Source organism: Litoribrevibacter euphylliae, assembly GCF_042646085.1.
Lineage (GTDB): Bacteria > Pseudomonadota > Gammaproteobacteria > Pseudomonadales > Litoribrevibacteraceae > Litoribrevibacter > Litoribrevibacter euphylliae.
This window is the reverse complement of record NZ_JBHRSZ010000002.1, coordinates 391,717-413,320: the sequence shown is the minus strand read 5'-3', so window position 1 is coordinate 413,320 and position 21,604 is coordinate 391,717. Positions and strand designations below refer to the sequence as shown.

18 protein-coding genes are annotated in these 21,604 nt (G+C 43.7%); 12 read left to right on the top strand and 6 right to left on the bottom strand.

Features of this window, described 5'->3' with window-relative positions; all coding sequences use genetic code 11:
• The 3 genes from rsxA to metG form a co-directional block, all read right to left on the bottom strand.
• Positions 1 to 582 (bottom strand): electron transport complex subunit RsxA, encoded by a 582-nt coding sequence (gene rsxA, locus ACFOEK_RS03620; RefSeq protein WP_386716300.1) that lies wholly within the window; start codon positions 580 to 582, stop codon positions 1 to 3.
• A 266-nt stretch (positions 583 to 848) separates the two neighbouring features.
• Positions 849 to 1,079 (bottom strand): type II toxin-antitoxin system ParD family antitoxin, encoded by a 231-nt coding sequence (locus tag ACFOEK_RS03615; protein ID WP_386716297.1) that lies wholly within the window; start codon positions 1,077 to 1,079, stop codon positions 849 to 851.
• A gap of 195 nt (positions 1,080 to 1,274) precedes the next feature.
• Entirely contained in the window at positions 1,275 to 3,338 is a 2,064-nt protein-coding gene (gene metG / locus ACFOEK_RS03610) for a methionine--tRNA ligase (RefSeq protein WP_386716294.1), read from the bottom strand.
• A gap of 293 nt (positions 3,339 to 3,631) precedes the next feature.
• Between metG and apbC the strand changes: the two genes are divergently transcribed.
• The 3 genes from apbC to ACFOEK_RS03595 all read left to right on the top strand — a co-directional run bounded on the left by apbC (position 3,632) and on the right by ACFOEK_RS03595 (position 6,033).
• Positions 3,632 to 4,720, top strand: coding sequence for an iron-sulfur cluster carrier protein ApbC (gene apbC, locus ACFOEK_RS03605; RefSeq protein WP_386716291.1), 1,089 nt, complete (start codon positions 3,632 to 3,634; stop codon positions 4,718 to 4,720).
• Between the two features lie 105 nt (positions 4,721 to 4,825).
• Entirely contained in the window at positions 4,826 to 5,395 is a 570-nt protein-coding gene (gene dcd / locus ACFOEK_RS03600) for a dCTP deaminase (protein WP_386716288.1), read from the top strand.
• Positions 5,395 to 6,033 carry a TetR/AcrR family transcriptional regulator gene (locus ACFOEK_RS03595; RefSeq protein ID WP_386716285.1) on the top strand — a complete coding sequence of 213 codons (639 nt, stop codon included), beginning with the start codon at positions 5,395 to 5,397 and terminating at the stop codon, positions 6,031 to 6,033. Before dcd ends, ACFOEK_RS03595 begins: the two co-directional genes overlap by 1 nt.
• 80 nt (positions 6,034 to 6,113) lie before the next feature.
• Here the strand turns inward: ACFOEK_RS03595 and purN are convergent, their stop codons facing one another.
• A complete protein-coding gene (gene purN / locus ACFOEK_RS03590; protein WP_449280216.1) occupies positions 6,114 to 6,758 on the bottom strand; it encodes a phosphoribosylglycinamide formyltransferase in 645 nt (214 codons plus the stop codon).
• A gap of 103 nt (positions 6,759 to 6,861) precedes the next feature.
• Positions 6,862 to 7,905, bottom strand: a complete 1,044-nt coding sequence (purM, locus tag ACFOEK_RS03585) for a phosphoribosylformylglycinamidine cyclo-ligase (RefSeq protein WP_386716283.1) — start codon at positions 7,903 to 7,905, stop codon at positions 6,862 to 6,864.
• 267 nt (positions 7,906 to 8,172) lie between these two features.
• Between purM and ACFOEK_RS03580 the strand changes: the two genes are divergently transcribed.
• The 5 genes from ACFOEK_RS03580 (at position 8,173) to murI (ending at position 12,849) form a co-directional block, all read left to right on the top strand.
• Positions 8,173 to 9,498 carry a DUF2066 domain-containing protein gene (locus ACFOEK_RS03580; RefSeq protein WP_386716280.1) on the top strand — a complete coding sequence of 442 codons (1,326 nt, stop codon included), beginning with the start codon at positions 8,173 to 8,175 and terminating at the stop codon, positions 9,496 to 9,498.
• Positions 9,499 to 9,531: 33 nt separating this feature from the next.
• The gene (locus ACFOEK_RS03575) at positions 9,532 to 10,095 is read left to right on the top strand and encodes a CDP-alcohol phosphatidyltransferase family protein (RefSeq protein ID WP_386716277.1); all 564 of its coding nucleotides are present in this window, start codon (positions 9,532 to 9,534) and stop codon (positions 10,093 to 10,095) included.
• A gap of 52 nt (positions 10,096 to 10,147) precedes the next feature.
• Positions 10,148 to 11,209, top strand: coding sequence for an AI-2E family transporter (locus ACFOEK_RS03570; RefSeq protein ID WP_386716274.1), 1,062 nt, complete (start codon positions 10,148 to 10,150; stop codon positions 11,207 to 11,209).
• A gap of 33 nt (positions 11,210 to 11,242) precedes the next feature.
• Positions 11,243 to 11,962: a DnaA regulatory inactivator Hda gene (gene hda, locus ACFOEK_RS03565; RefSeq protein WP_386716271.1), complete on the top strand. Its 720-nt coding sequence runs from the start codon at positions 11,243 to 11,245 to the stop codon at positions 11,960 to 11,962.
• A gap of 71 nt (positions 11,963 to 12,033) precedes the next feature.
• Positions 12,034 to 12,849, top strand: a complete 816-nt coding sequence (gene murI / locus ACFOEK_RS03560; RefSeq protein ID WP_386716268.1) for a glutamate racemase — start codon at positions 12,034 to 12,036, stop codon at positions 12,847 to 12,849.
• Here murI and ACFOEK_RS03555 read toward each other — a convergent pair.
• Positions 12,846 to 16,364, bottom strand: a complete 3,519-nt coding sequence (locus tag ACFOEK_RS03555) for an ATP-binding protein (protein WP_386716265.1) — start codon at positions 16,362 to 16,364, stop codon at positions 12,846 to 12,848. The two genes, murI and ACFOEK_RS03555, sit on opposite strands and share 4 nt — an antisense overlap.
• A 511-nt stretch (positions 16,365 to 16,875) precedes the next feature.
• On the opposite strand from ACFOEK_RS03555, the gene argF reads away from it, so the two are divergent.
• From argF to ACFOEK_RS03535, 4 genes are all read left to right on the top strand, one after another.
• Positions 16,876 to 17,877 carry an ornithine carbamoyltransferase gene (argF, locus tag ACFOEK_RS03550; protein ID WP_386716262.1) on the top strand — a complete coding sequence of 334 codons (1,002 nt, stop codon included), beginning with the start codon at positions 16,876 to 16,878 and terminating at the stop codon, positions 17,875 to 17,877.
• 3 nt (positions 17,878 to 17,880) lie between these two features.
• Complete coding sequence (locus ACFOEK_RS03545; RefSeq protein WP_386716259.1) at positions 17,881 to 18,678, top strand: PhzF family phenazine biosynthesis protein; 798 nt, start codon at positions 17,881 to 17,883, stop codon at positions 18,676 to 18,678.
• Positions 18,679 to 19,086: 408 nt separating this feature from the next.
• Positions 19,087 to 19,569, top strand: coding sequence for a DUF3015 domain-containing protein (locus ACFOEK_RS03540; protein WP_386716256.1), 483 nt, complete (start codon positions 19,087 to 19,089; stop codon positions 19,567 to 19,569).
• A 226-nt stretch (positions 19,570 to 19,795) separates the two neighbouring features.
• Positions 19,796 to 21,568: an Lnb N-terminal periplasmic domain-containing protein gene (locus ACFOEK_RS03535; RefSeq protein WP_386716253.1), complete on the top strand. Its 1,773-nt coding sequence runs from the start codon at positions 19,796 to 19,798 to the stop codon at positions 21,566 to 21,568.
• Positions 21,569 to 21,604: the final 36 nt, after the last annotated feature.

Genomic DNA, 21,604 nt, shown 5'->3' with positions numbered 1-21,604 from the left:
TTATAAAGTTACTAGGCCAGTGAAGCCCATAAAGGCCAGAGACATAAGGCCGGCTGTAATCATACCAATAGCTGCGCCTTGGAAAGGCACAGGCACATCGGAAACAGCAATGCGCTCACGCATGGCTGCAAATAATACTAATACCAGTGAAAAGCCCACTGCTGCGCCGAAACCGTAAAATACGGATTCAATGAAATCGTTTTCTTTTTTGATGTTGAGTAATGCAACACCGAGTACCGCACAGTTGGTGGTGATCAGCGGTAAAAATACCCCTAACACCTTATAGAGTACCGGACTGGCTTTACGCACGAACATTTCAGTGAACTGCACAACCACGGCAATCACCAAAATAAAGGAAATAGTTTTTAGGTAGGTAATATTAAGCGGTTCGAGAATGAATTCGTACGTTAGGTAACTGCATACAGAAGAAAGTGTTAATACGAAGGTGGTTGCCAGTGACATACCCATGGCAGTTTCGAGTTTATTGGACACTCCCATGAATGGGCATAAACCAAGGAACTGAACCAATACGAAGTTGTTCACCAGGATGGTACTGACCAGAATCAGTAGATAATCAACCATTAGCTATATCACTTTATCCGCTTAATCAAAGGTGCCAAAGAGCTAGTGCTTATAACTGTTTTGTCAGCAATAGGTACCGATCTCGATCAACAAAACGTAAGTAAGCAGAGAAATTATGATAGTTCTAGAATCTTAGGCGCGCGTATTATCTGGCACAGGGCTCTGCCAATCAAGTTGTAATGGCTTTGTCATTAAGAAAATTGTCTATAATTCTTATCGGCTAAGTAGATAATATTTGATTGGTAGTTCGGATTTTTGGATAAAGACTATTCGTGAATGATGTGATCAATGCTCATGTGATCTTCAAATCGAGAAGAATTTGAATAGGGTGAACTAAAGCCAGAGAGAGGTTCAAGCGTTTGATGGTTGGATCTTCTTTCTTCAAGGGCTCTTAATGCATCTCTTAGCACTTCAGATACAGATAGGTATCGACCACTTTTAATTTCTTGCTGAATGAAGTGCTCCCAATGATTTCCTAAGCTAAGACGGTTGGCCACGTTTTTTCCTTGTGTAGTGATTTTTATTCAGGTGTGAGTTGCCGTAGCTTCACCTTGCCGTGTGACTTTTAGTGCATCAATCGGAGGAATGTAGTAAATCAGTAAAAGTTGAGCAGGCGTTGTGATTTGGATATAAAAAAAGGCCGGAACGTGTCCGACCTTTTTGTGTGGGTATGAGAAGAATCTAAGAATAAATTAGAAGACACGCATACCTGGTTCTGCACCTTCGTCAGGTGAGAATAGGTAAATCTCTTTACCACCAGGGCCTGCAGCCATCACCATGCCTTCTGACACGCCGAACTTCATCTTACGTGGTGCCAGGTTAGCGACCATTATGGTCTTACGGCCAATTAAGTCTTCTGGTTTGTAGGCGGATTTGATGCCGGCGAAGACATTACGCTTTTCGCCGCCCAAATCCAGGGTTAGCTGAAGTAGCTTACCTGCACCTTCGACGTGTTGTGCGTTTTCAATCAAGGCAACGCGCATATCGACTTTCACGAAATCATCGAAAGTGATTTGTTCAGCCAGTGGGTTGTCTTCCCAATGCTTGTTGCTGGTTTCTTCTGCAGCTTTAGTAGTGCTGTTCGCCGCCAGTGCTTGTTCTGCTTCTAAATCTGCCACGGTTGCTTCTTTCATTTTCTCGATTTGTGCACCTTCAACACGTTGCATCAAAGGTTTGAATTTATTAATACTGTGACCTTTCAGTACTTCCTTGCGACTTTCCCACGACAGAGTCTCAAGATTCATAAAGGCTTGAACTTTCTCTGCCATTTCAGGAAGCACAGGTGCTAAATAAATAGTGATCTGACGGAACAAGTTGATGCCTAAAGTACAAATATCCAGAACTTCTTGTTCTTTGCCTTCTTGCTTAGCTAGTACCCATGGTTCTTTGGTTTGGATGTACTCGTTGGCACGATCCGCCAATTCCATGATCAGTTTAGTTGCTTTACCAAATTCGCGGTTTTCATAGAATTCAGCAATTTGTTCACCGGCTTCAATGAAGCTCTGCATCATTTCTGGTTCGGCAATGTTTTCAGACAGTTTGCCGCCAGCTTTTTTGATGAATGGAGCACAACGAGAAGCGATGTTGACGTACTTGTTTACCAAGTCCGCATTTACGCGCTGCACGAAATCTTCAAAGTTCAGATCGAAGTCGTCTACGCCGTTGCCTAGTTTTGCGGCGAAGTAGTAACGAAGTGCTTCTGGGTTCACATGGTCAACGAAGGTGCGAGCCTTGATGAAGGTGCCACGAGACTTCGACATTTTAGCTCCGTCTACCGTAACGAAACCGTGTGCGTTCACAGCGGTTGGCGTACGGAAACCAGAGCAGCTTAACATCGCAGGCCAAAATAGGGCGTGGAAGTTGATGATGTCTTTACCGATGAAGTGGTAAAGCTCGGCTTCCGAGTCTTTCGCCCAGAATTCATCGAAGTTAATGCCTTCGCGATCGCATAGGTTTTTGAAACTCGCCATGTAGCCAATCGGTGCGTCCAGCCAAACGTAGAAATACTTACCTGGTGCGTCCGGGATTTCAAAACCGAAATAGGGGGCATCACGGCTGATATCCCAATCCTGAAGACCGCCTTCCAACCATTCTTGAAGCTTGTTTGAAACAGAATCTTGAAGATGGCCGGCTTTGGTCCAGTCTTTCAAAAAGTCTTCGAAATCTGTCAGTTTGAAGAAGAAGTGTTCTGAATCTTTTTGAATGGGCGTTGCACCAGAAATTACAGACTTGGCGTTCTTCAATTCTGCTGGTGAATAGGTTGCACCACAGGCTTCACAGTTATCACCGTATTGATCATCGGCACCACACTTAGGGCATTCGCCTTTAATGTAGCGATCTGCCAAGAACAAGTTTTGTTCCGGGTCGAAGGCCTGAGTGATCATGCGAGTCGCTATGTGGCCATTGTCGCGACATTGCTTATAAATGTAAGAAGACAGTTCGCGGTTTTCTTCGGAATGCGTGGAGTGATAGTTGTCGAACTTGATTTTGAAGTCCGCAAAATCCGCTTGATGTTCTTCCGATATGCGGGCAATCAATTGCTCTGGAGTAATGCCTTCGCGTTCTGCGCGTAACATAATGGCGGTGCCGTGTGCATCATCAGCACAAACGTAGTAACACTCATGTCCACGAGATTTCTGGAAACGAGACCAGATATCCGTCTGAATGTACTCAAGAAGGTGACCCAGATGAATCGGGCCATTGGCATACGGCAATGCGCTTGTTACAAGAATTTTACGCGGTTGAACGTCGGTCATTGTTGAAACTCAGCTCGTTAGTAGTTGATCAGTTCGTGTGATTATCCGAATGTTGAATAGGCGAAAGATAATAAGCCTTAAACGTGGTGGGCAATATTACTTGGTTTGATGAAGTTTTTCACCTCTCGTGTTCATTTTGAGGTGTTCTGTTTACAGAAAAATATGTGAATCCAAAGTGCTGATTATGGTTTAATACGCGCCATCTTATTATGCGTGTGGTGGCTTTCGTTCGAGTTCTTTCTCCGAACGAACTTGAGGTTGCCTGAAACGCCGTTTTGAAGGAAGTTATCCAGATGATTGATCGTTCTCAAGTCGAAGACGTAATCTCCAATATCACCGATCCTTATCTTGAACAAAATTATGTTGAAGCCGGTGCGGTGAACAGTATCGAAATTGATGATCAATCGATCACAGTGAAACTTACCTTGCCGTACGCTGCTGAGTTTTTTGGTGGCGGTGTTCAGCAGTTGCTTCAAAGTGGATTAAGTTCTGAATTTGATGAACACCGAGTTGAAGTCGTTGTTGACTGGAAGGTTGAGGCACAAAAAACAGCGAACAATCTTCCTGGTCTGAAAGGCGTTAAAAACATCATTGCCGTTGCGTCGGGCAAAGGTGGGGTTGGTAAGTCAACGACTTCTGCTAATTTGGCGTTGGCGTTGAAACATGAAGGTGCTCGCGTAGGTTTGTTGGATGCGGATATTTATGGCCCCAGTCAAGGGTTGATGCTGGGTGTGGCTGATGGTGTTCGTCCGGAAGTTCAGGATGAGAAGTTCTTTCTTCCGATTGAAGCGCATGGCTTACAGGTGATGTCGATGGCGTTTTTGGTGACAGAAAACACCCCGATGGTTTGGCGTGGTCCTATGGTCAGTGGTGCGCTTCAGCAATTGCTTACTCAGACATTGTGGGATGATTTGGATTACTTGGTGATCGATCTTCCGCCAGGAACGGGTGATATTCAGCTGACGTTATCTCAAAAAGTACCGGTAACAGCGGCCGTCATCGTTACAACCCCCCAAGACTTGGCATTATTGGATGCTAAGAAAGGCATTGAAATGTTCCGTAAGGTGAATGTGCCTGTGCTGGGGGTGATTGAAAATATGAGCACGCACATTTGTACTAAGTGCGGTCATGAAGAGCCGATCTTTGGCGAAGGCGGTGGCGATCGTATCGCGAAAGAGTTTGGTACATCCTTAATTGGCGAACTGCCTTTGTCATTGAGTATTCGGGAAAAGGCCGATGCGGGAAGCCCGCATGTGGCAGACGATCCTGAAAGTCCGATTGCGATGATGTATATCGACATTGCCCGACGAGCGATGGCTCGTTTGGCTCAACAGAATCAAGCACAAGAAGAGATGCCGATTATTCAAATGAGCGATGATTAATATCATCCGAAATGTAACGCTCATAGGCATTTAATGGGCGTGCAGGTATTATGTGCAAAATTAGTTTAATGCCGGGCATATTGTCAGGCCGAAAGGAGAATATAGATGTCAATTAAGTCGGATAAGTGGATCCGTCGCATGGCGCAAGAGCAAGGCATGATTGAGCCGTTTGAGCCTGGTCAGGTGCGCTATGGTGCAAACAACGATCGTTTAATTTCTTATGGTACATCCAGCTATGGTTACGATGTTCGTTGTTCAAATGAGTTTAAAGTCTTTACCAATATTCATTCAGCAACGGTAGATCCAAAGAATTTCGATGAAAAGAGTTTTGTGGATATTGTCGATGATGTGTGTGTGATTCCGCCAAACTCCTTTGCATTGGCGAGAACGGTTGAGTATTTCCGAATTCCTCGTGATGTGTTGACTATCTGTTTAGGCAAGTCCACCTATGCGCGTTGTGGCATTATTGTGAATGTAACGCCGTTGGAGCCTGAGTGGGAAGGTCATGTAACGTTGGAGTTTTCTAATACGACCAACTTGCCGGCTAAGATTTATGCCAATGAAGGTGTGGCTCAGATGTTGTTCCTACAGTCGGACGAACCTTGTGACACTTCGTATAAAGATCGTGGTGGTAAGTACCAAGGTCAAACAGGTGTGACGCTTCCGAAAACCTAATGAAAGATTCTTCTTCTCCTAGAGTTCAGCTACGTAAAAAACCGACTCAAGCGCGTTCCATTCAAAAATACAACCGTATTCTGGATACGGTTGCTGACTTGGTTGAGTCGGGCGGTACCGATTGGATTACGACCAATCTTATTGCCGAAAAGGTAGGTGTTCCTATTGGTACGATTTATCAGTTCTTTCCGAACAAAGAGTCTATTCTGTACGCTCTATTTGAGCGTCAATTGCATCAGCTGGATACGCATTTCGAGCCTTTCTTTTCGGAATCGTTAGATAAGTTGTCGATGGATGAGTTGATGGGGCAAGCCGTGTTCTCGATGAGTACGGCCTATGAGAAAGTCCCTGGTATGATCAATATTATGAATAGCATGCACGTTCATCCTGACTTTCGTGAGTTGTTGGATTCAAATAATCGACGTCTGGCGAGATGGTTAGTGGGGCTTCTGAAGCGACGTTATCCGGATCAAAAAGATGATGTATTGAATCTTATGGCTGAAGCAGTGGTTGAACTAGGTGATTCCATTTTCAGGAAGCTATTGTTGATTCGCCCAAAAGAAGAGCTTCGAGAATTGATGTTAACTGGCTATAAGTTGGCGGTGCTAGCGTTACTTGAAGGGCGTTTGGATTCTTAAGATTAGCGATGGCTTAGAACAAAAAAAGGGAGCTGTGATCGCTCCCTTTTTAATGTCTGAAAGTCTTGCTCAAATGGTGGTTACTTGAAGTTGTTTATAAGTAATCCGTGAGCAGGAAGGGCGGTGCCATCCAAAACTGAGCTGTTCTCGCCCATGGTTAGTCGTTTCTCTGCAAAGAGTTTAACGCTTTCAGGGAAGATGATGTGTTCTTGTGTTAGCACGCGTGTGGCTAAGGTTTCTGGTGTGTCATTTTTTTCGATAGGTACTACCGCCTGCATTGCTACAGGGCCGCCATCCAGTTCTTCTGTTACAAAGTGAACAGAGCAACCGTGTTCTTTATCACCAGCTTCAATGGCGCGCTTATGTGTGTGCAAGCCTTGATACTTTGGTAGCAGAGAAGGGTGGATGTTGATCATTCTTCCTAAATAATGACGAGTAAATTCTGGTGTCAGAATTCTCATGAAACCAGCTAGTACCACAAGTTCAGGTTTATACTGATCAATGATTTTAATCATTGCTTGATCAAAGGCTTCTCGTGAATCAAACGCTTTGTGATCAAGAACATCTGTGTTGATGCCTGCCAGTTTTGCTCGCTCTAATCCATAAGCGTCGGCTTTATTGCTGATGACTGATTGAATGGTGATCGGTAGGGTCTTATCCAGTTGACCGTCGATCAGGGCCTGTAAGTTGGTTCCGCCCCCAGAGATGAGTACAACGACATTCATGGTATTTATAATTCAGCTAAGTTTGAAAGTGTTCAAAAAATAAAGGGTTAAAGCATTTGAACACATATGCTTTAACCCTGGTATCGATCAGAACGAAAGTCTGTTACAGGTTTTTAACTTCAACCTGTTCTTCGTCTGCCGTCGCAGCTTCGATAGAACCGATCACAACAGGTGATTCACCCTCTGCTTTAAGAAGTTCAACCGCTTTATCTGCTTCATTAGCTGGAACAACAACAACCATTCCGATGCCGCAGTTTAAGGTGCGCAGCATTTCACGGTCTTCAACGTTACCTTGCTCTTGTAGCCAATCGAAGACAGCAGGGCGATTCCAGCTTTTTGCATCAATAACGGCTTTTGCATTTTCAGGCAGTACGCGAGGTAAGTTTTCGTACAAGCCGCCACCAGTAATGTGCGAAAGTGAATTCACAGTTACTTCTTTAAGAAGTGCTAGGAGTGGTTTTACGTAAATGCGTGTTGGTTCAAGCAGTACTTCGCCCAAGGTTTTACCATCGAATTCTTGGTTGATGTCGATGTTTTTAACTTCAAGAATCTTACGGATCAGTGAGTAGCCGTTTGAATGAGGGCCAGAAGAAGGCAGACCAATCAGTGTATCGCCAACAGCTACTTTAGAACCGTCGATGATTTTTGATTTTTCAACAACACCAACGCAGAAACCGGCCAAGTCGTAATCTTCGCCTTCATACATACCTGGCATTTCAGCAGTTTCACCACCTACTAAAGCAGCGCCTGCTTGTTCACAACCTGTACCGATACCTTCAACAACCGAAGCGGCTACATCAACGTTCAACTTACCTGTCGCGTAGTAATCAAGGAAGAACAAAGGTTCTGCGCCGGCTACTACAAGGTCGTTTACACACATTGCAACCAGATCAATACCGATGGTGTTGTGTAGGTTTAAATCCATCGCCAGGCGAAGTTTTGTACCCACGCCATCTGTACCTGACACAAGAACAGGTTCTTCGTAGCCCTTAGGAATTTCGAATAATGCACCAAAACCGCCAAGGCCTGCCATTACGCCAGGACGACTGGTACGTTTGGCAACGCCTTTAATTCGCTCTACCAATGCATTGCCCGCGTCAATATCAACGCCCGCGTCTTTATAGCTAATGGATGTCTGATCTGTCATGTGTTCTCGCCCGATCATAAAAGTGTGTTTGGAAAGACTTTTTCTTTGAGTCTGATGATTCGATTAGAGAATCGAGATTAATCTATACGAGGTATGAGACTAGGCTCATCTTATGTATTACAATTGCCCCGCATTAAAATTCAATTCAATAGTCCAATTCATTGGGACCATTTGATATGGTTTCAGCTCACTTGAATGGGGCGCTATTTTATCAGCACCCGTAAGGACGACCAAGATAAATATTGTAAGAGCATGGAAGCATTGTCTATGTATAAGATTTATAAGGTTTTTTTAGTTTTTCTTTGTGCTTTTTGTGCTTCTTTTTCCACGGTCTTTGCTCAGGATTTAGGCTCACAAGCAGTAATTCGGAAAGTAGTCAGCCAGCAACAGAGTGAATTTAAGGTTGCGGTTCGCAGTGCTTTTGTTGAATACCTGACTATGATGTCAGGAAATTCGGCGGTTTCAGAGCTTCCTCAAGTGGCTCAATTAATGGCCCAGCCTGATAAATTTTTACTCGAATTTCGCTATGAGCCACTGGCTGAATCTGATTTGGAGATCGTGTCTGAATTTGAGCAGAGTAAACAAGCAAAGTGGCGTTTACGATTGAGATTCGATCATAAGGCGGTAGAGTCTGCCTTATTCAATGCTGGCGCACCGATTTGGCCGATGCCAAGGCCGGATTTGATGGTATGGGTTGCCTATGAGTCACAAGATGGACTCAGAAGGGTTTTGACTTCAAACGAAGTAACGCCTGAGAAATATAAATCATCGCTAACATACCAAGCTCGTGGTAGGGGAATTAATTTGAAATTCCCTGTCTATGATGACGAAGATCGTGAGCTTCTTTCTACCTCCGCACTCTGGGGGCTTTTTCAGGAAGAAATTAAGCAAGCCAGTTTGGCCTATCAATTAAAGAACAGTCTTGCTGCACGTATTTTCCCAAGTTCTGAAGAAACCTGGCAATTTGATGCGGTAATGAATATGCCGAATGCCTCTGTGCCCTACCAAGGTACGGCAGAGTCGGAAGCGCAAGCGTTATCATTGGTGCTTAATAATGCCATGAATATAATGGCTGAACACTATGCGCTGCAGGTGGACCCAAACGATCAGCGTGAAGTTCTACTGGATGTAGCTTCGGTTTCTAAATACGATCAACTGCATTATATGATGGCTGATCTGTCGTCGATTTTAATGGTAAAAGATGTCATACCTGTCTCATTGAATGGCAATGATGTTCAACTAAAGTTGAAAATCCTGGGCGATGAGCAATTGTTACAAGTAGTGCTGTCAAATAAGGACTACTTATTGGAGCTTATTAAAGTAGATGATCAGGTGCCTGATGTATCCACTGAACCAGTGCCTGCAGATAATGTTGCTGTTGGTGAGGTTGAAACTGAATCTGAAATTAAGTCAGAGCAGATCGTAAATCTCTACTATCAATATCAAAGTGAGCAATTGCATCTGAAAGAACAAGACGGCGCTGAAGTTTATAATGCGTCAGACGCCCAATTCTTAGATGGTGAGTCTTCAGACAGTGAAGCTGCCGAAGAAATACCTTCTGAGGGTGAATCGGAATTCTTGATTGAAGGCTAGTCCGAATTAATTGTTTAGGTAATTAGTGAGTTTATGAGTAGCGTTGGTTTAAGTTGGATTCCAAATGCATTGACCATATTACGGTGTTTACTTGTGGCACCAGTCGCTTGGTTTATCTATCAACAACAATTTTTTGCGGCGTTGGTGACCTTTAGTTTTGCTGGATTTACCGATGGGTTGGATGGTTTTCTTGCTCGACGATATCAATGGCAGAGCTATTTAGGCGCAATCTTAGACCCTATCGCGGATAAGTTACTGATGACGGTCAGTTATATTGTGCTAACCGTAATTGGCATTGTTCCTACTTGGTTGATGTTGGCGGTGGTTGTTCGGGATATTGTGATCATAGCGGGTGCTTCCATTTTTCGTTGGTTGCATGGGCCTTACATGATGTCTCCAAGCAAGGCTGGAAAGATGAGCACCTTCTTACAAATTCTATTGGTGTTGTGGTTGTTGGTGGAACAATCCTTTGAACTCTCTGGTCAGCATATTTCAACGGCGTTAATTTGGTTAACTCTGATCGTTACTATCTACAGTGGTTTGGAATATGTTGTGACTTGGTATCGTAAGTCTCAGGGTATGAAACAAACTCATTAAGTGCCTCTAATTTCAGAGAAACACGAAACAAATACTAAGTACTAAGGACAGTATGATGACGGTGTCACAGCGTTGGTTCTTCTTGGCAATTGCTCTTATTTCGGGTGTATTTATTTATCTGCTGCAGCCGATTTTGATGCCGTTTTTGTTGGGGGCTTTGATTGCTTATCTTGGTGATCCTATTGTGGATCGGTTTGAGGCCTGGAAGTGGCCTAGAGCCCTGGGTGTCTCTGTGGTGTTCGCGGTTTTTACCTTGCTCAGTGTGCTTTCATTGTTATTGATTATTCCGAGCTTAATCCGACAGATTGAGTTGTTACGTGGTTTTATTCCAGATGCCATTATTTGGTTTGATCAGGTACTGGTGCCTTGGTTAACCAATAATCTGGGGTGGGAGTTGGAGCGGCTTTCTACCGAAGGCGTCCGCCACGTCGTGCAAGAGAAATTATCAACGCATGGTGGGTTATTAGCCTCAATCGCAAAAGAAGTGACCGTGTCTTCGTTTTCTATGTTGGTGTGGGCTGCAAATTTACTGCTGGTGCCTGTGGTGTCTTTCTATTTGATGCGGGACTGGGATTTAATTATCGAGCGCATTCATTCTATGTTACCGAGGAATCTTGAGGGAACGGTTACCCATCTCGCTCGTGAAAGTGACGAAGTTTTAGGTTCTTTCCTGAAGGGGCAGTTATTGGTGATGTTGGCCCTTGGTATCATTTATTCCATTGGATTATGGATCGTAGGACTTGATTTAGCTTTATTAATTGGTATGGTTGCGGGCCTGTCGAGCATAGTGCCGTATTTAGGTTTTATTGTCGGAATCGGCTTTGCACTTGTTGCTGCTATTTTCCAGTTTCACGATTGGTTGCCGCTGGTATACGTTTGTATCGTATTTGGTGTAGGTCAGGTTTTAGAAAGTGTTCTGCTAACGCCGGTATTGGTCGGTGACAAAATTGGCTTGCATCCTGTTGCAGTGATTTTTGCCATTATGGCGGGTGGCCAGCTCTTTGGTTTTACCGGAGTGTTACTGGCGTTACCGGTTGCTGCAGTGGCAATGGTAATATTGAGGTTTGCTTATTCCGGCTATAAAGGTAGTCATTTCTACCACGCCGGACAGTAAACTCCTAACTTAATAAAAGATGATCTGAAGAGAATGACCGTTTCTCAGTTAGTACAGCTTCCTCTTGATATTCAGCTGAAGCCTGAAGCGAACTTTGAAAGCTTTTGGGCGGGTGATAACTCAGCCGTAGTCGATGCTTTATTACGTTTGTCTGAAAGCATTGTTGCTCAGTCGCCTTTTGAAACCAATTTCTACCTTTGGGGTGCTCAAGGGGTAGGTAAGACTCATTTGTTGCAAGCGCTGTGCAATCATGTCGGCGCGCATAAAGTTGATTGTGTCTATCTCCCTCTACCAGAGCTTTTGAAGTACGGCCCAGAAGTCTTACAGGGGCTGGAAAACATGAAGTTGGTGTGTCTGGATGACGTCAATTGCTTAAAAGGCAATAAGCATTGGCAAATTGGTATATTCCATCTTTTCAATAAGCTGAGAGATCGCGGGCATTGTCTCGTTGTATCCAGTGATGAATCGGCGCTGCAAATACCTTTGGAGTTAGCGGATCTGAAATCCCGGTTCAGTTGGGGGCTAACCTTTAAGATTGAGAGTTTGTCAGAGCTGGATGCACGTGACTTATTGATCGATCACGCTAATAAACGTGGTTTAGAGATGTCGGAGGAAGTCGCGGACTACATTGTCTCCAGAGCGCGACGCTCTGCACCTGAGTTATTGGAAACATTAGATCGTTTGGACTTCGCAAGTTTGTCCGCAAAACGTAAATTGACACGTCCGTTTGTTAAAGAAGTGCTTGAGTGGTAACGGCTTTAAAGTATTTATCCTTGAGTGTTTGATCCTTGTGCTTGCTAGATAGTGACTAAAAGGTCTGTTAGATGACATGTCCTCGCATATTGATTTTGGACTCTGGTGTTGGCGGTCTTAGTGTTCTACAAGAGATCTCTCAGGTTGTGTCCGGTGCTCATATTGATTATCTGGCGGATCATGCGTTTTTTCCCTACGGTACAAAATCCCCTTCTGAGTTAATTGCTCGAGTCTCATCTCTGATTCAGCACGCAATTAACAAATCCCCAACTGATTCACCTTATGATCTTGCGGTCATTGCCTGCAATACGGCCAGTACCGTGGTATTGGAAGCTTTGCGTGCTCGTTTTGATATGCCGTTTGTGGGCGTAGTGCCTGCAATTAAGCCTGCTTGTGCTTTGTCGTCGTCAAAGCGTGTAGGGGTACTGGCGACAGAGGGAACTGTAACTCGGGAATACACTCGTAATCTCATTAATGACTTTGGTCAGGATAATGAAATTACGTTGGTTGGTTCAGCTCGATTAGTGGAGTTAGCAGAGCAGAAGCTTGCAGGGGAAGTGATTGATATTTATGAGTTACAGCAGATTCTATACCCGCTGAAAGAAGCTCAAGTCGATACAGTGGTGCTGGGGTGCACTCATTTTCCCTTGTTAAAAGAGGAATTGGGACAAGCTGCAGATTGGTCGGTAAGCTGGGTTGATTCTGGACAGGCAATTGCACGTCGAGTGTCTTTCTTATTAAAGCTTGATAGTAAGGCAGATCCGCATCGAGCAGAGGGCTGCTCTGATCATAAAGTGTTTTATTCAACGGATCTGACTAAGCTCAATTCTGAGGTAATCTCAGCTTGGGCGTTCTCACAGATTCTTCCCTTTGAACTCAAGGGTTAGACTTCGCTGGGTACTTTCTCTTCCTGGTGATTAAAGTACTTTCCTAACAATTCTTGCAGCGCATTCATGGTGACTGGCTTTGGAATGAAGTCGTCCATGCCGGCTTCTATGCATTTACGTTTATCACCCTCGATGGTGTTAGCTGTGAGCGCGATAATTAGATTCTTGCCGCCAAGTAGGGCTTCTTTGGCTCTGATATTTCGTGTCGCTTCAAAACCATCCATAACGGGCATTTGACAGTCCATCAGGATGACATCGTAGTTATGGTGGAACATTTCCAAGGCTTTCGTGCCGTCTTCTGCTAAATCAACGGTACAGCCGAGTTTTTCAAGGATACGGGTAGCAACCCTTTGATTGACAGGGTTGTCTTCAACTAATAAGACTGAAATGGCGAAGTTAACATCATGCTCATTGCCATTGAGATTGGTGTTGTTCTCTGCTTCGATCAGATCTGCTTTCGTCAGAAGTTGCGTGCTGCCAAAGTCTTGTACATGCAGACGGTTGAGCATGGGTTCCAGAATGCTGTAGCGATAGATTTTGGAGTAACAGCCGTCAAATAAAGTGGCTTCGAGAGATTCTGGCAAGACATCATTTTGGGCACTGTTGGCAAAAATAATCCTGGTGGCGCTTAGTAATTGGGCGAGTTCTTTCAGCTTGGTGTTAATACATTGATAGTCAAAATCATCTGAGATATGAATCAAGGATATGGCTTCGGATACCTCGTCTTGACGTTGGAAGAGCTGATCAAGCTGTTCGTTGTTATGTGCGGTATGAACGCTGGCACCATAATGTCTGAAAATTTCACGCAAGGATTCTTGTTCATTGTCATCATGACAGGCTAAGCAAACGTGCTGACCTTGCAGTAATCCCCTGGAGAACAGAGAGGCAGAGCCTTTGGGAGCCGCAAGCGGCAAATGTAGACTAAAGGTGGAGCCGTGACCTTTGGTGCTTTCTACAGAAATCTTTCCGCCCATAAGCTCAGCGAGCTGTCTGGAGATGGTTAAACCAAGGCCGGTGCCGCCAAATCGACGTGTTGTTGAACTGTCTTCTTGCGTAAATACCCGGAAAATATCGTTGAGCTTCTGATTGTTAATGCCATGCCCTGTATCTACGACTTCAATGACCAGAGGCACCTTGTTCGACAGTGGGCGCACCTGTACCGAAGCATCACGTTTAACATGGATCATTACATGACCTTCTTCGGTGAATTTAATCGCATTCGAGCAAAGGTTTAGAATGATCTGCTTGATTCGAACGTAATCACCAATCAGCTCGATAGGTAGATCCGGCTGGATGCGAGTATCCAGACTGATGCCTTTTTCAGAGGCTTTGACATTAAGCAGTGAGGTAACGTCTTCAACCAGTTTGACCAGACTGAAGGGAAGAATCTCAATCTGAAGTTTTCCTGCCTCAATTTTAGAGAAATCCAGAATGTCATTCAGGATATTGAGCAGAGTAGATGCAGAATTGTTGATGGTAGAGACGTATTCGTTTTGTTCTGAATTCAATTCTGTTTTCTGAAGCAAAGAGGCCATGCCAAGAATGCCGTTCATTGGCGTTCTTAACTCGTGAGACATATTGGCCAGGAACATACTCTTGGTTTTATTCGCTGCTTCGGCGGCACGTTTGGATTCAATCAGTGCTTTCTCAGCGCGTTTCTGTGCTGTGATGTCCTTACACACGCAATAGATAATATTTTCGCCTTGGAACACCATAGAGATCAGGGAAAGATCAATGATGGAGATTTCATCTTGATTTGGCGCCAGGAAGTTTAACTCCTTATGAGAAGAACCGTTATTCGAGGCATCGTCGATTAATTGATTGAGCTCTTTAATTCGCTCCTGTTCATTCTGATGCGGTGCAATCAACAATTGACCTAAATTAATTCCCGTAATGTTGTCTTCGCTGGCTTTTAGGAGTTGAGCGCCGGAGTGGTTGAAATCAATGACTTCATGATCTCGAATGAGGAAGATAGGTTCGCTGGACGTATGGCACACTTCGATGAATTTGGTTTCGCTGTGTTCCAGTGCGATATTCATGGATTCACGTTCATCGATGACCTGATTCAGATGCAGAGCCACTTCACTGATTTCGTCGTTGCCATATACGGTAACTTTGTTCGAGAAGTGCCCGCTTTTGGCGTAACTCGATAGTGTTTTGTTGATTGATCCCAAGGTGCTAGATGCTCTGGAAACAAGAAGATAACCTAACCAAAGGGATCCGATAATGGCGAGTAAGGTTACGATAATGTAGCGAACAAGCTGGTGGCGTGCGCTGTCTGACAGGTCGATAATTTCACTGAGTGCTTGTTGGCTGATGATCTGTCGAATGTTGTGAATATGAGCACTCTTCTGCTTTGAAAGTTCATACCATTCATTGGATTCAAAGGTCAGCGCGGCAGCTTGTAAGGTTGCTAAACTGCTTTTTAGTTCTGAAATCCAGGCGTCTGCATCATTCGTGTTTTCAATGGTATGACAGCCATTAAGCAGCTTATTTAGACTCGAAAGAGGTGTTCGCTCTACTTCTTTAGTTTTCGACAGAAAACGGTATTTATCCAGGAGGATGGTGATGCGACTGCTACTGGAGCGAATCAAAGGTGAAACCTCACTGCCTTCTTGAGCCAGTTGACATAAGTTGTACCACGATCGAGTTTGAAAAATGTGCTCAAGCTGTTGAATGATTTCCAGCTTGGACGGCATGTTCAGCATCTGGTCTCTGAGTTCGTTAATCCTATGAGAGGTCGTTTGACTCTCACTGCCATAAAGCATGTTCTTTTGTTTTTCGGTTGCTAGCTCAAAATGGAAATCATCGTAGAGAGCATTCTGCACCAGCATATTGGTCTGGAGAAATTTGTTCTCATCGTAGTTTTGCTCTGGCGAGTTCATGAAGGTTAAACCATGAGCGGTTTCTAAGCTTACCTGTTCTTCGATGCGAGCAAGAAGATTGGATACATTGGTTTTTTGCAGAACCGACAGGTCATGGTTGGTGGAGGTGATGGCCTTAACCAGATAAAGCGCCGTTTGAATAATGTCGGAGAAAAAGTAGAAGTAGTCTGAATTCGGGTTTTTGTTATCAAAACCTGCGCGTACATCTCTAATCGACTCTAAGTCAAAGAGCAGTTGATTGAGGTCATTCACCGGATCATTGATTCGCTGATCCGCGTCCAGGCTTCTGGGGTCTTTAAAACGTTGACTGATTTCGCTGCGTTTAACAAATTGCTCCAGCTGATGAATCGCATTATCGACTACTTTTCTGTGTCTTAAGAGTGCTTCTTGGTAGTTGCCTTGTTGTGTGACTTGATAGGCCCGGCTTAAGGTTCGTTCGGTTTGCAGGCCGCTAACAATGGAATAAATGTAATCAATCGCATGAAAGTCAGTGGCTGTAGTCGAAAAGTCTTGGTAGACGCTGTACCTTTCCTGAATCGCCTTAATTGAAAAGGCCAAAAGCGTAATGCTGGGTAGCAATACGATAAGGGCGAGCTTGTAGCGAATTTTTAGGTTGTTAAACCAGTTCATCCCTGTTTTCTCTTGGACTTAGTTTTCTAAGTTTAGCAAAGCCTGAGCCATCCATCCTTGGTTCAGTAACTAGATTAGATATTATTGCAATGCCGTTGTTTCTCTGCGACTACTGCGTATGGCAACAGAGAGAAGATAGGGCTGGCGCTGCTCGATTTATATACGACCATGCTTGCCTTATTATAGTTCTGCTATCGGTCGTTCAGGTCTGTGGAATGTAACATTATGTAGTAGCTGTATGTCCACAAGATTCCCAGTATAGACGCTTGTCTACCTAAGTTTTATTTTTTGGGCCAAACAAGACGCGCAAAGATTATACAATTTTGTCCGTGTTTGATAAGTAAAAAACGCCGCCATCTTGTGAATAGGTGCAATTGTTAGATGATTCGCGGGCATTGAGTCTCATGGAAAGAAGAGGTAGAGTGCGGGGTTTCCTGTAACAAAACGTAATCTTTTGGCCCGGAATCTGTGGGCTGTTCGATGTGTACCGTTAGATAGAAGAGATGAATGCATGGCATTTAATTTGAGAAATCGACACTTTTTAAAGCTTCTGGATTTCAACCGGGAGGAAATTGGTTTTTTGTTGTCTTTGGCTGCCAACTTGAAAGCAGCTAAATATGGTGGTTATGAACAACCTCGATTAAAAGGCAAACAAATTGCGTTGATCTTTGAAAAGTCGTCGACACGAACTCGTTGTGCATTTGAGGTGGCTGCGCAAGATCAAGGCGCTTATGTTACCTATCTTGGGCCAAGCGGTTCGCAAATCGGTCATAAAGAATCGATGAAAGACACTGCTCGTGTATTAGGGCGCATGTACGATGGCATTCAATACCGTGGTTACGGTCAGTCGGTTGTGGAAGAATTAGCAGAGCATGCCGGTGTGCCGGTTTGGAACGGTTTGACGGATGAGTTCCACCCGACACAAATCCTTGCAGACTTCTTAACGATGCAAGAACACTCCCATAAAGATTTGCATGAGATGACCTTTTGTTACTTGGGTGACGGTCGTAATAATATGGCGAATTCTTTGATGGTCGGTGCGGCTATTATGGGCTTGGATTTCCGTATTGCGGCTCCAAAGAGCTGCCAGCCAGTGGAGTCATTGGTGGAAACCTGCCAGAAAATTGCGAAACAATCCGGTGCTAAGATTCTTCTCACAGAAGATGTGGAAGAAGGGGTAAAAGGCGCTGATTTCCTTTACACCGATGTATGGGTTTCTATGGGTGAGCCTGAATCCGTTTGGGATGAGCGTATTACCTTATTGAAACCGTATCAAATCAATCAGCAAGTGATAGAGCAAACCGGAAATCCTGACGTTAAATTTATGCATTGTCTTCCTGCCTTTCATAATCGTGAAACCAAAGTAGGTGAAGAGATCTATCAGAAGTTTGGTCTTGATGGTATGGAAGTCACCGAAGAGGTTTTTGAATCGAGACACTCTATCGTGTTCGATCAAGCAGAAAACCGGATGCATACAATTAAAGCCGTTATGGTCGCAACGTTAGGGGAATAACAAATGAGTAATTGGTTGACGATTTATCAGGTTGATGCCTTTACCTCTGAGTTGTTCAAAGGAAATCCTGCTGCTGTCGTTCCTCTGACTGAATGGCTTGATGATGCAGTACTACAAAACATTGCTGCAGAAAATAACTTGGCAGAAACCGCCTTCTTTGCCATGACGGAAGAGGGTGAGTTGTTGCTACGTTGGTTTACGCCAACCTGTGAAGTTGAGCTATGTGGTCACGCAACACTAGCAACGGCACATGTACTTTTTGAAGAAATGGGCTTTGCTGATGATCAAATTACGTTTCAGACCAAATTCAAAGGCCCTCTCACCGTAGTGAAAGAAGCTTCAGGTTATAGCATGACGTTTCCAAATCTGAAGCCGGAAGCTGTGAGCGAGATTCCTGCAGCACTTACTGAAGGTTTGAAAATAGATGTTTCTGAAGCGCTCGTTTCCGATGACTATTTGGTAGTGCTTCCTTCAGAAGACGATGTTCTTGCTTTAAATCCTGACTTTTCCGTATTAGCTCAGTTGGATCGACGGGGTGCGATAGTTACAGCGCCTGGTAAGAATGTAGATTTTGTATCACGCTACTTTGCGCCTGCGTTTGGGATTAATGAAGACCCAGTGACCGGCTCGGCTCATTGTGTTTCAGCGCCATTTTGGGCAGAGAAATTAGGTAAGAGCGAACTAACAGCAAGGCAGGTATCTGCAAGGGAAGGAAACCTTGTTTGTGTCGTGAGTGATGAAAACGTTACTTTAAAAGGTGGAGCTGTACTTTATATGAAAGGTTCGATTTTAGTGTCTTGATTGATATTTTCTGTCGATCTAAATCTACAGAGGGCTGCCATTAGGTGGCCCTTTTTGTTGAGGATCTGACTGCTGGACTGATTTTAATGATGGCTTTTGTTAACCAAATACCAGTTTTCTAATAAAAAAATCTTGATTTGAGGATCAACTTTTATTTTAATCGGCCTTGCTCCGTACTTGTAACCTTGTTGAAACGAGGTTGTAATTTCTGAGTTATATTAGTGTTCATTTGGATTTATGAATTCTAAAAATGGAATCCGGTTCTTAAACGAGTGTTTACTTTTTGAAACAAAGATAATCTCGCTCATTGTGAGATCTCATCTAAAGTAGAAAGGGCTAGAATCAAAATTTGAAATTCTATGTGACGAATTTTTCCGCGCATAGATTTAGTTAGTAAGAGGAATTACTATGAAAAAGTCTTTATTGGCAGCAGGTCTATTGGCAGCGTCTTTCCAAGCTTCAGCAGTTGTACCAGGTGGCGATAGCTGTGGTTGGGGTAACATGTTGTTTGAAGGCCAGTCTGGTCTACCTATGCATGTTCTTGCTTCTACAACTAACGGTACATCAGGTAATGCTTCATTCGGTATGACTTCTGGTACTAACGGCTGTTCTGCTGACGGTACATTGACATACGGTGGTAAGCCAATGATCGACCTTGGTGCTATCATGGACGAGTTTTCTGAAGACGTAGCTCGTGGTCATGGCGATGCACTTCGTACTGTTGCTGTAGCTCTTAACATTGAAGCTCAAGATCGTGCTACTTTTGATGCAGTGATGCATGAAAACTTCGCAGTAATTTTCCCAAGCGAAGAAGTTACAGCTGACCAAGCAATGGCTGCTGTTCTTGACGTTATGAAAGCTGACACTCGTTTAAGCAAGTACGCTGCTTAATTTGTGTTAATAAAGAATGCCTCTCGTAGGCATTCTTTATGTTGATTATTCTTTCCCTATCTTTATTCTGTTTTCCCCTCCTTATTCCTTAAATCATTAGTTCCTATATATGCACCATTTAATAGTTCTTCTGCTGGGTGTTTTACTTAGTTTTAATTTGCACGCAAACAACAATATTTCAGAAACAAATCAATACGTTAAAGAATTACAAAGGCAGGCCCTACGCTTGAAGCTTGCTGATGAAAAAACCTGGTGGGCCTTGTTGCACTATCATGAAGATTCTTGGTCAGCTTCAGGTTATAGCAGTTACGTGGATGATCCTGATTTCTTCTATGCGGAAGACGGTGATAGCAACAGTGAAAGTGAACTTCTGGCAACCATAGAGCAGATTTTTTCTACCAAAGAGCAGGGCGAAGAGCAGGCCCAATGTCGATTCATTTATCGTTATCAGTGGCTTTCAGAAAAGTTATCTATTGATTCTGAACGTTTACCCGCAGTGAAATGTAAGGATTACGCTCAATGGCGCAGTGAAGTAAATGCGCATTCTGTTTCGCTGGTATTTCCTGCGAGTACGCTTAACAGTCCGTCTTCTATGTTCGGCCATACATTGTTGAGGTTTGACCCTAAAGACATTGAGGAAGGTTCGGATTGGTTGTCGTATGCACTTAATTTTGGTGCAAATATTAATAACGACGATAACTCTATTTTCTTTGCGTACCATGGGCTTGCCGGAGGTTATCCCGGTGTTTATAACATGATGCGTTACTTTGAAAAAATCAAAGAATATAACCGCATGGAAAACCGAGACATGTGGGAATACAAACTTAACCTGACGCCGGAAGAAGTAGATTTGATTCTTCAGCACGTTTGGGAATTAAAAGACATTAATTTCGATTATTTCTTTTTAGACGAAAACTGTTCGTTCCGTTTATTAGCGTTGTTAGAGCTGGTTCGCCCGGATGTAAACCTGACGGGGCGTTTTAGTTATGCTGTGATTCCTACCAATACCGTACGGGCTGTAATTGAGGAAGAGTTAGTTGAGGATATTAAATTCCGCCCTTCCGAAGTCAGTGTCTTGAGAACTCGGATTAATGCTTTATCCGAAGAAAGCCAAGTGTTGGCTCGTGCGCTTGCGGATGATATTCAAGTGATGGAATCGTCGGAGTTTTTAGCGCTTGAAGATAAAGAAAAAGCGGATGTAGTCCAGTTGGCGTATAGCTTTTTGAGATATGAGCAAAGAAAAATTCAGAGAAGTAAGGAGATGGCTCGCAGAAGTCATCGATTGCTGCTTGCATTGAATAAGCTGCCGTCTGAAAAGTTGGAAGTTGCAGAGCCTGCATCGCCTGAAACGGGTCATGAAACCAGTTTGATTACGTATGGGATTGGTGAAAGAAATGACGACTTTTATCAGCAGTTCAGTTTTCGAGTGAATTATCATGACTTGCTTGATAATGAGCAGGGATACATTCGCGGTGCTCAGATTTTATTTGCGAATACGGAACTAAGGTATTACCAAGACGCAGGATTGAAGGTAAATCGTTTTGAATTATTGGATATTAATTCCATTTCTAAACGTAATCGTTTTCTAACGCCGCTTTCCTGGCGAGTTAATGTGGGCTATGAACGAGTTTATAGTGAGAACGATGATACCGGTGTGGTTCAAGTGAACGGTGGTGTTGGTCATACCTATGAAGTAACCGATGATATGGCCTTCTATGGATTAGCAACGGCAAGGGCGGAGCATAATCAAGATTTTGAATACTTCGTTGAACCGGCGTTTGGTGCAGCAGTTGGATTATTGAATAATCCTTCGTTCGGTGCTCAAAAATTGGATGTAAGTGGCTATAAATTTTTGAATGGTCAATACCGAACCAAGGCTTCTTTTGAACAAAATATTAATCTTAATGTAAACCATGCGCTGAGATTCTCGTTAGGTTATGAATGGCACAATGATGAATCTTTTGGTGAAGTGTTTGCTGGCTATCGTTATTACTTTTAATCAGTGACTGGAAATACTGGAATATCCGCCAATTAA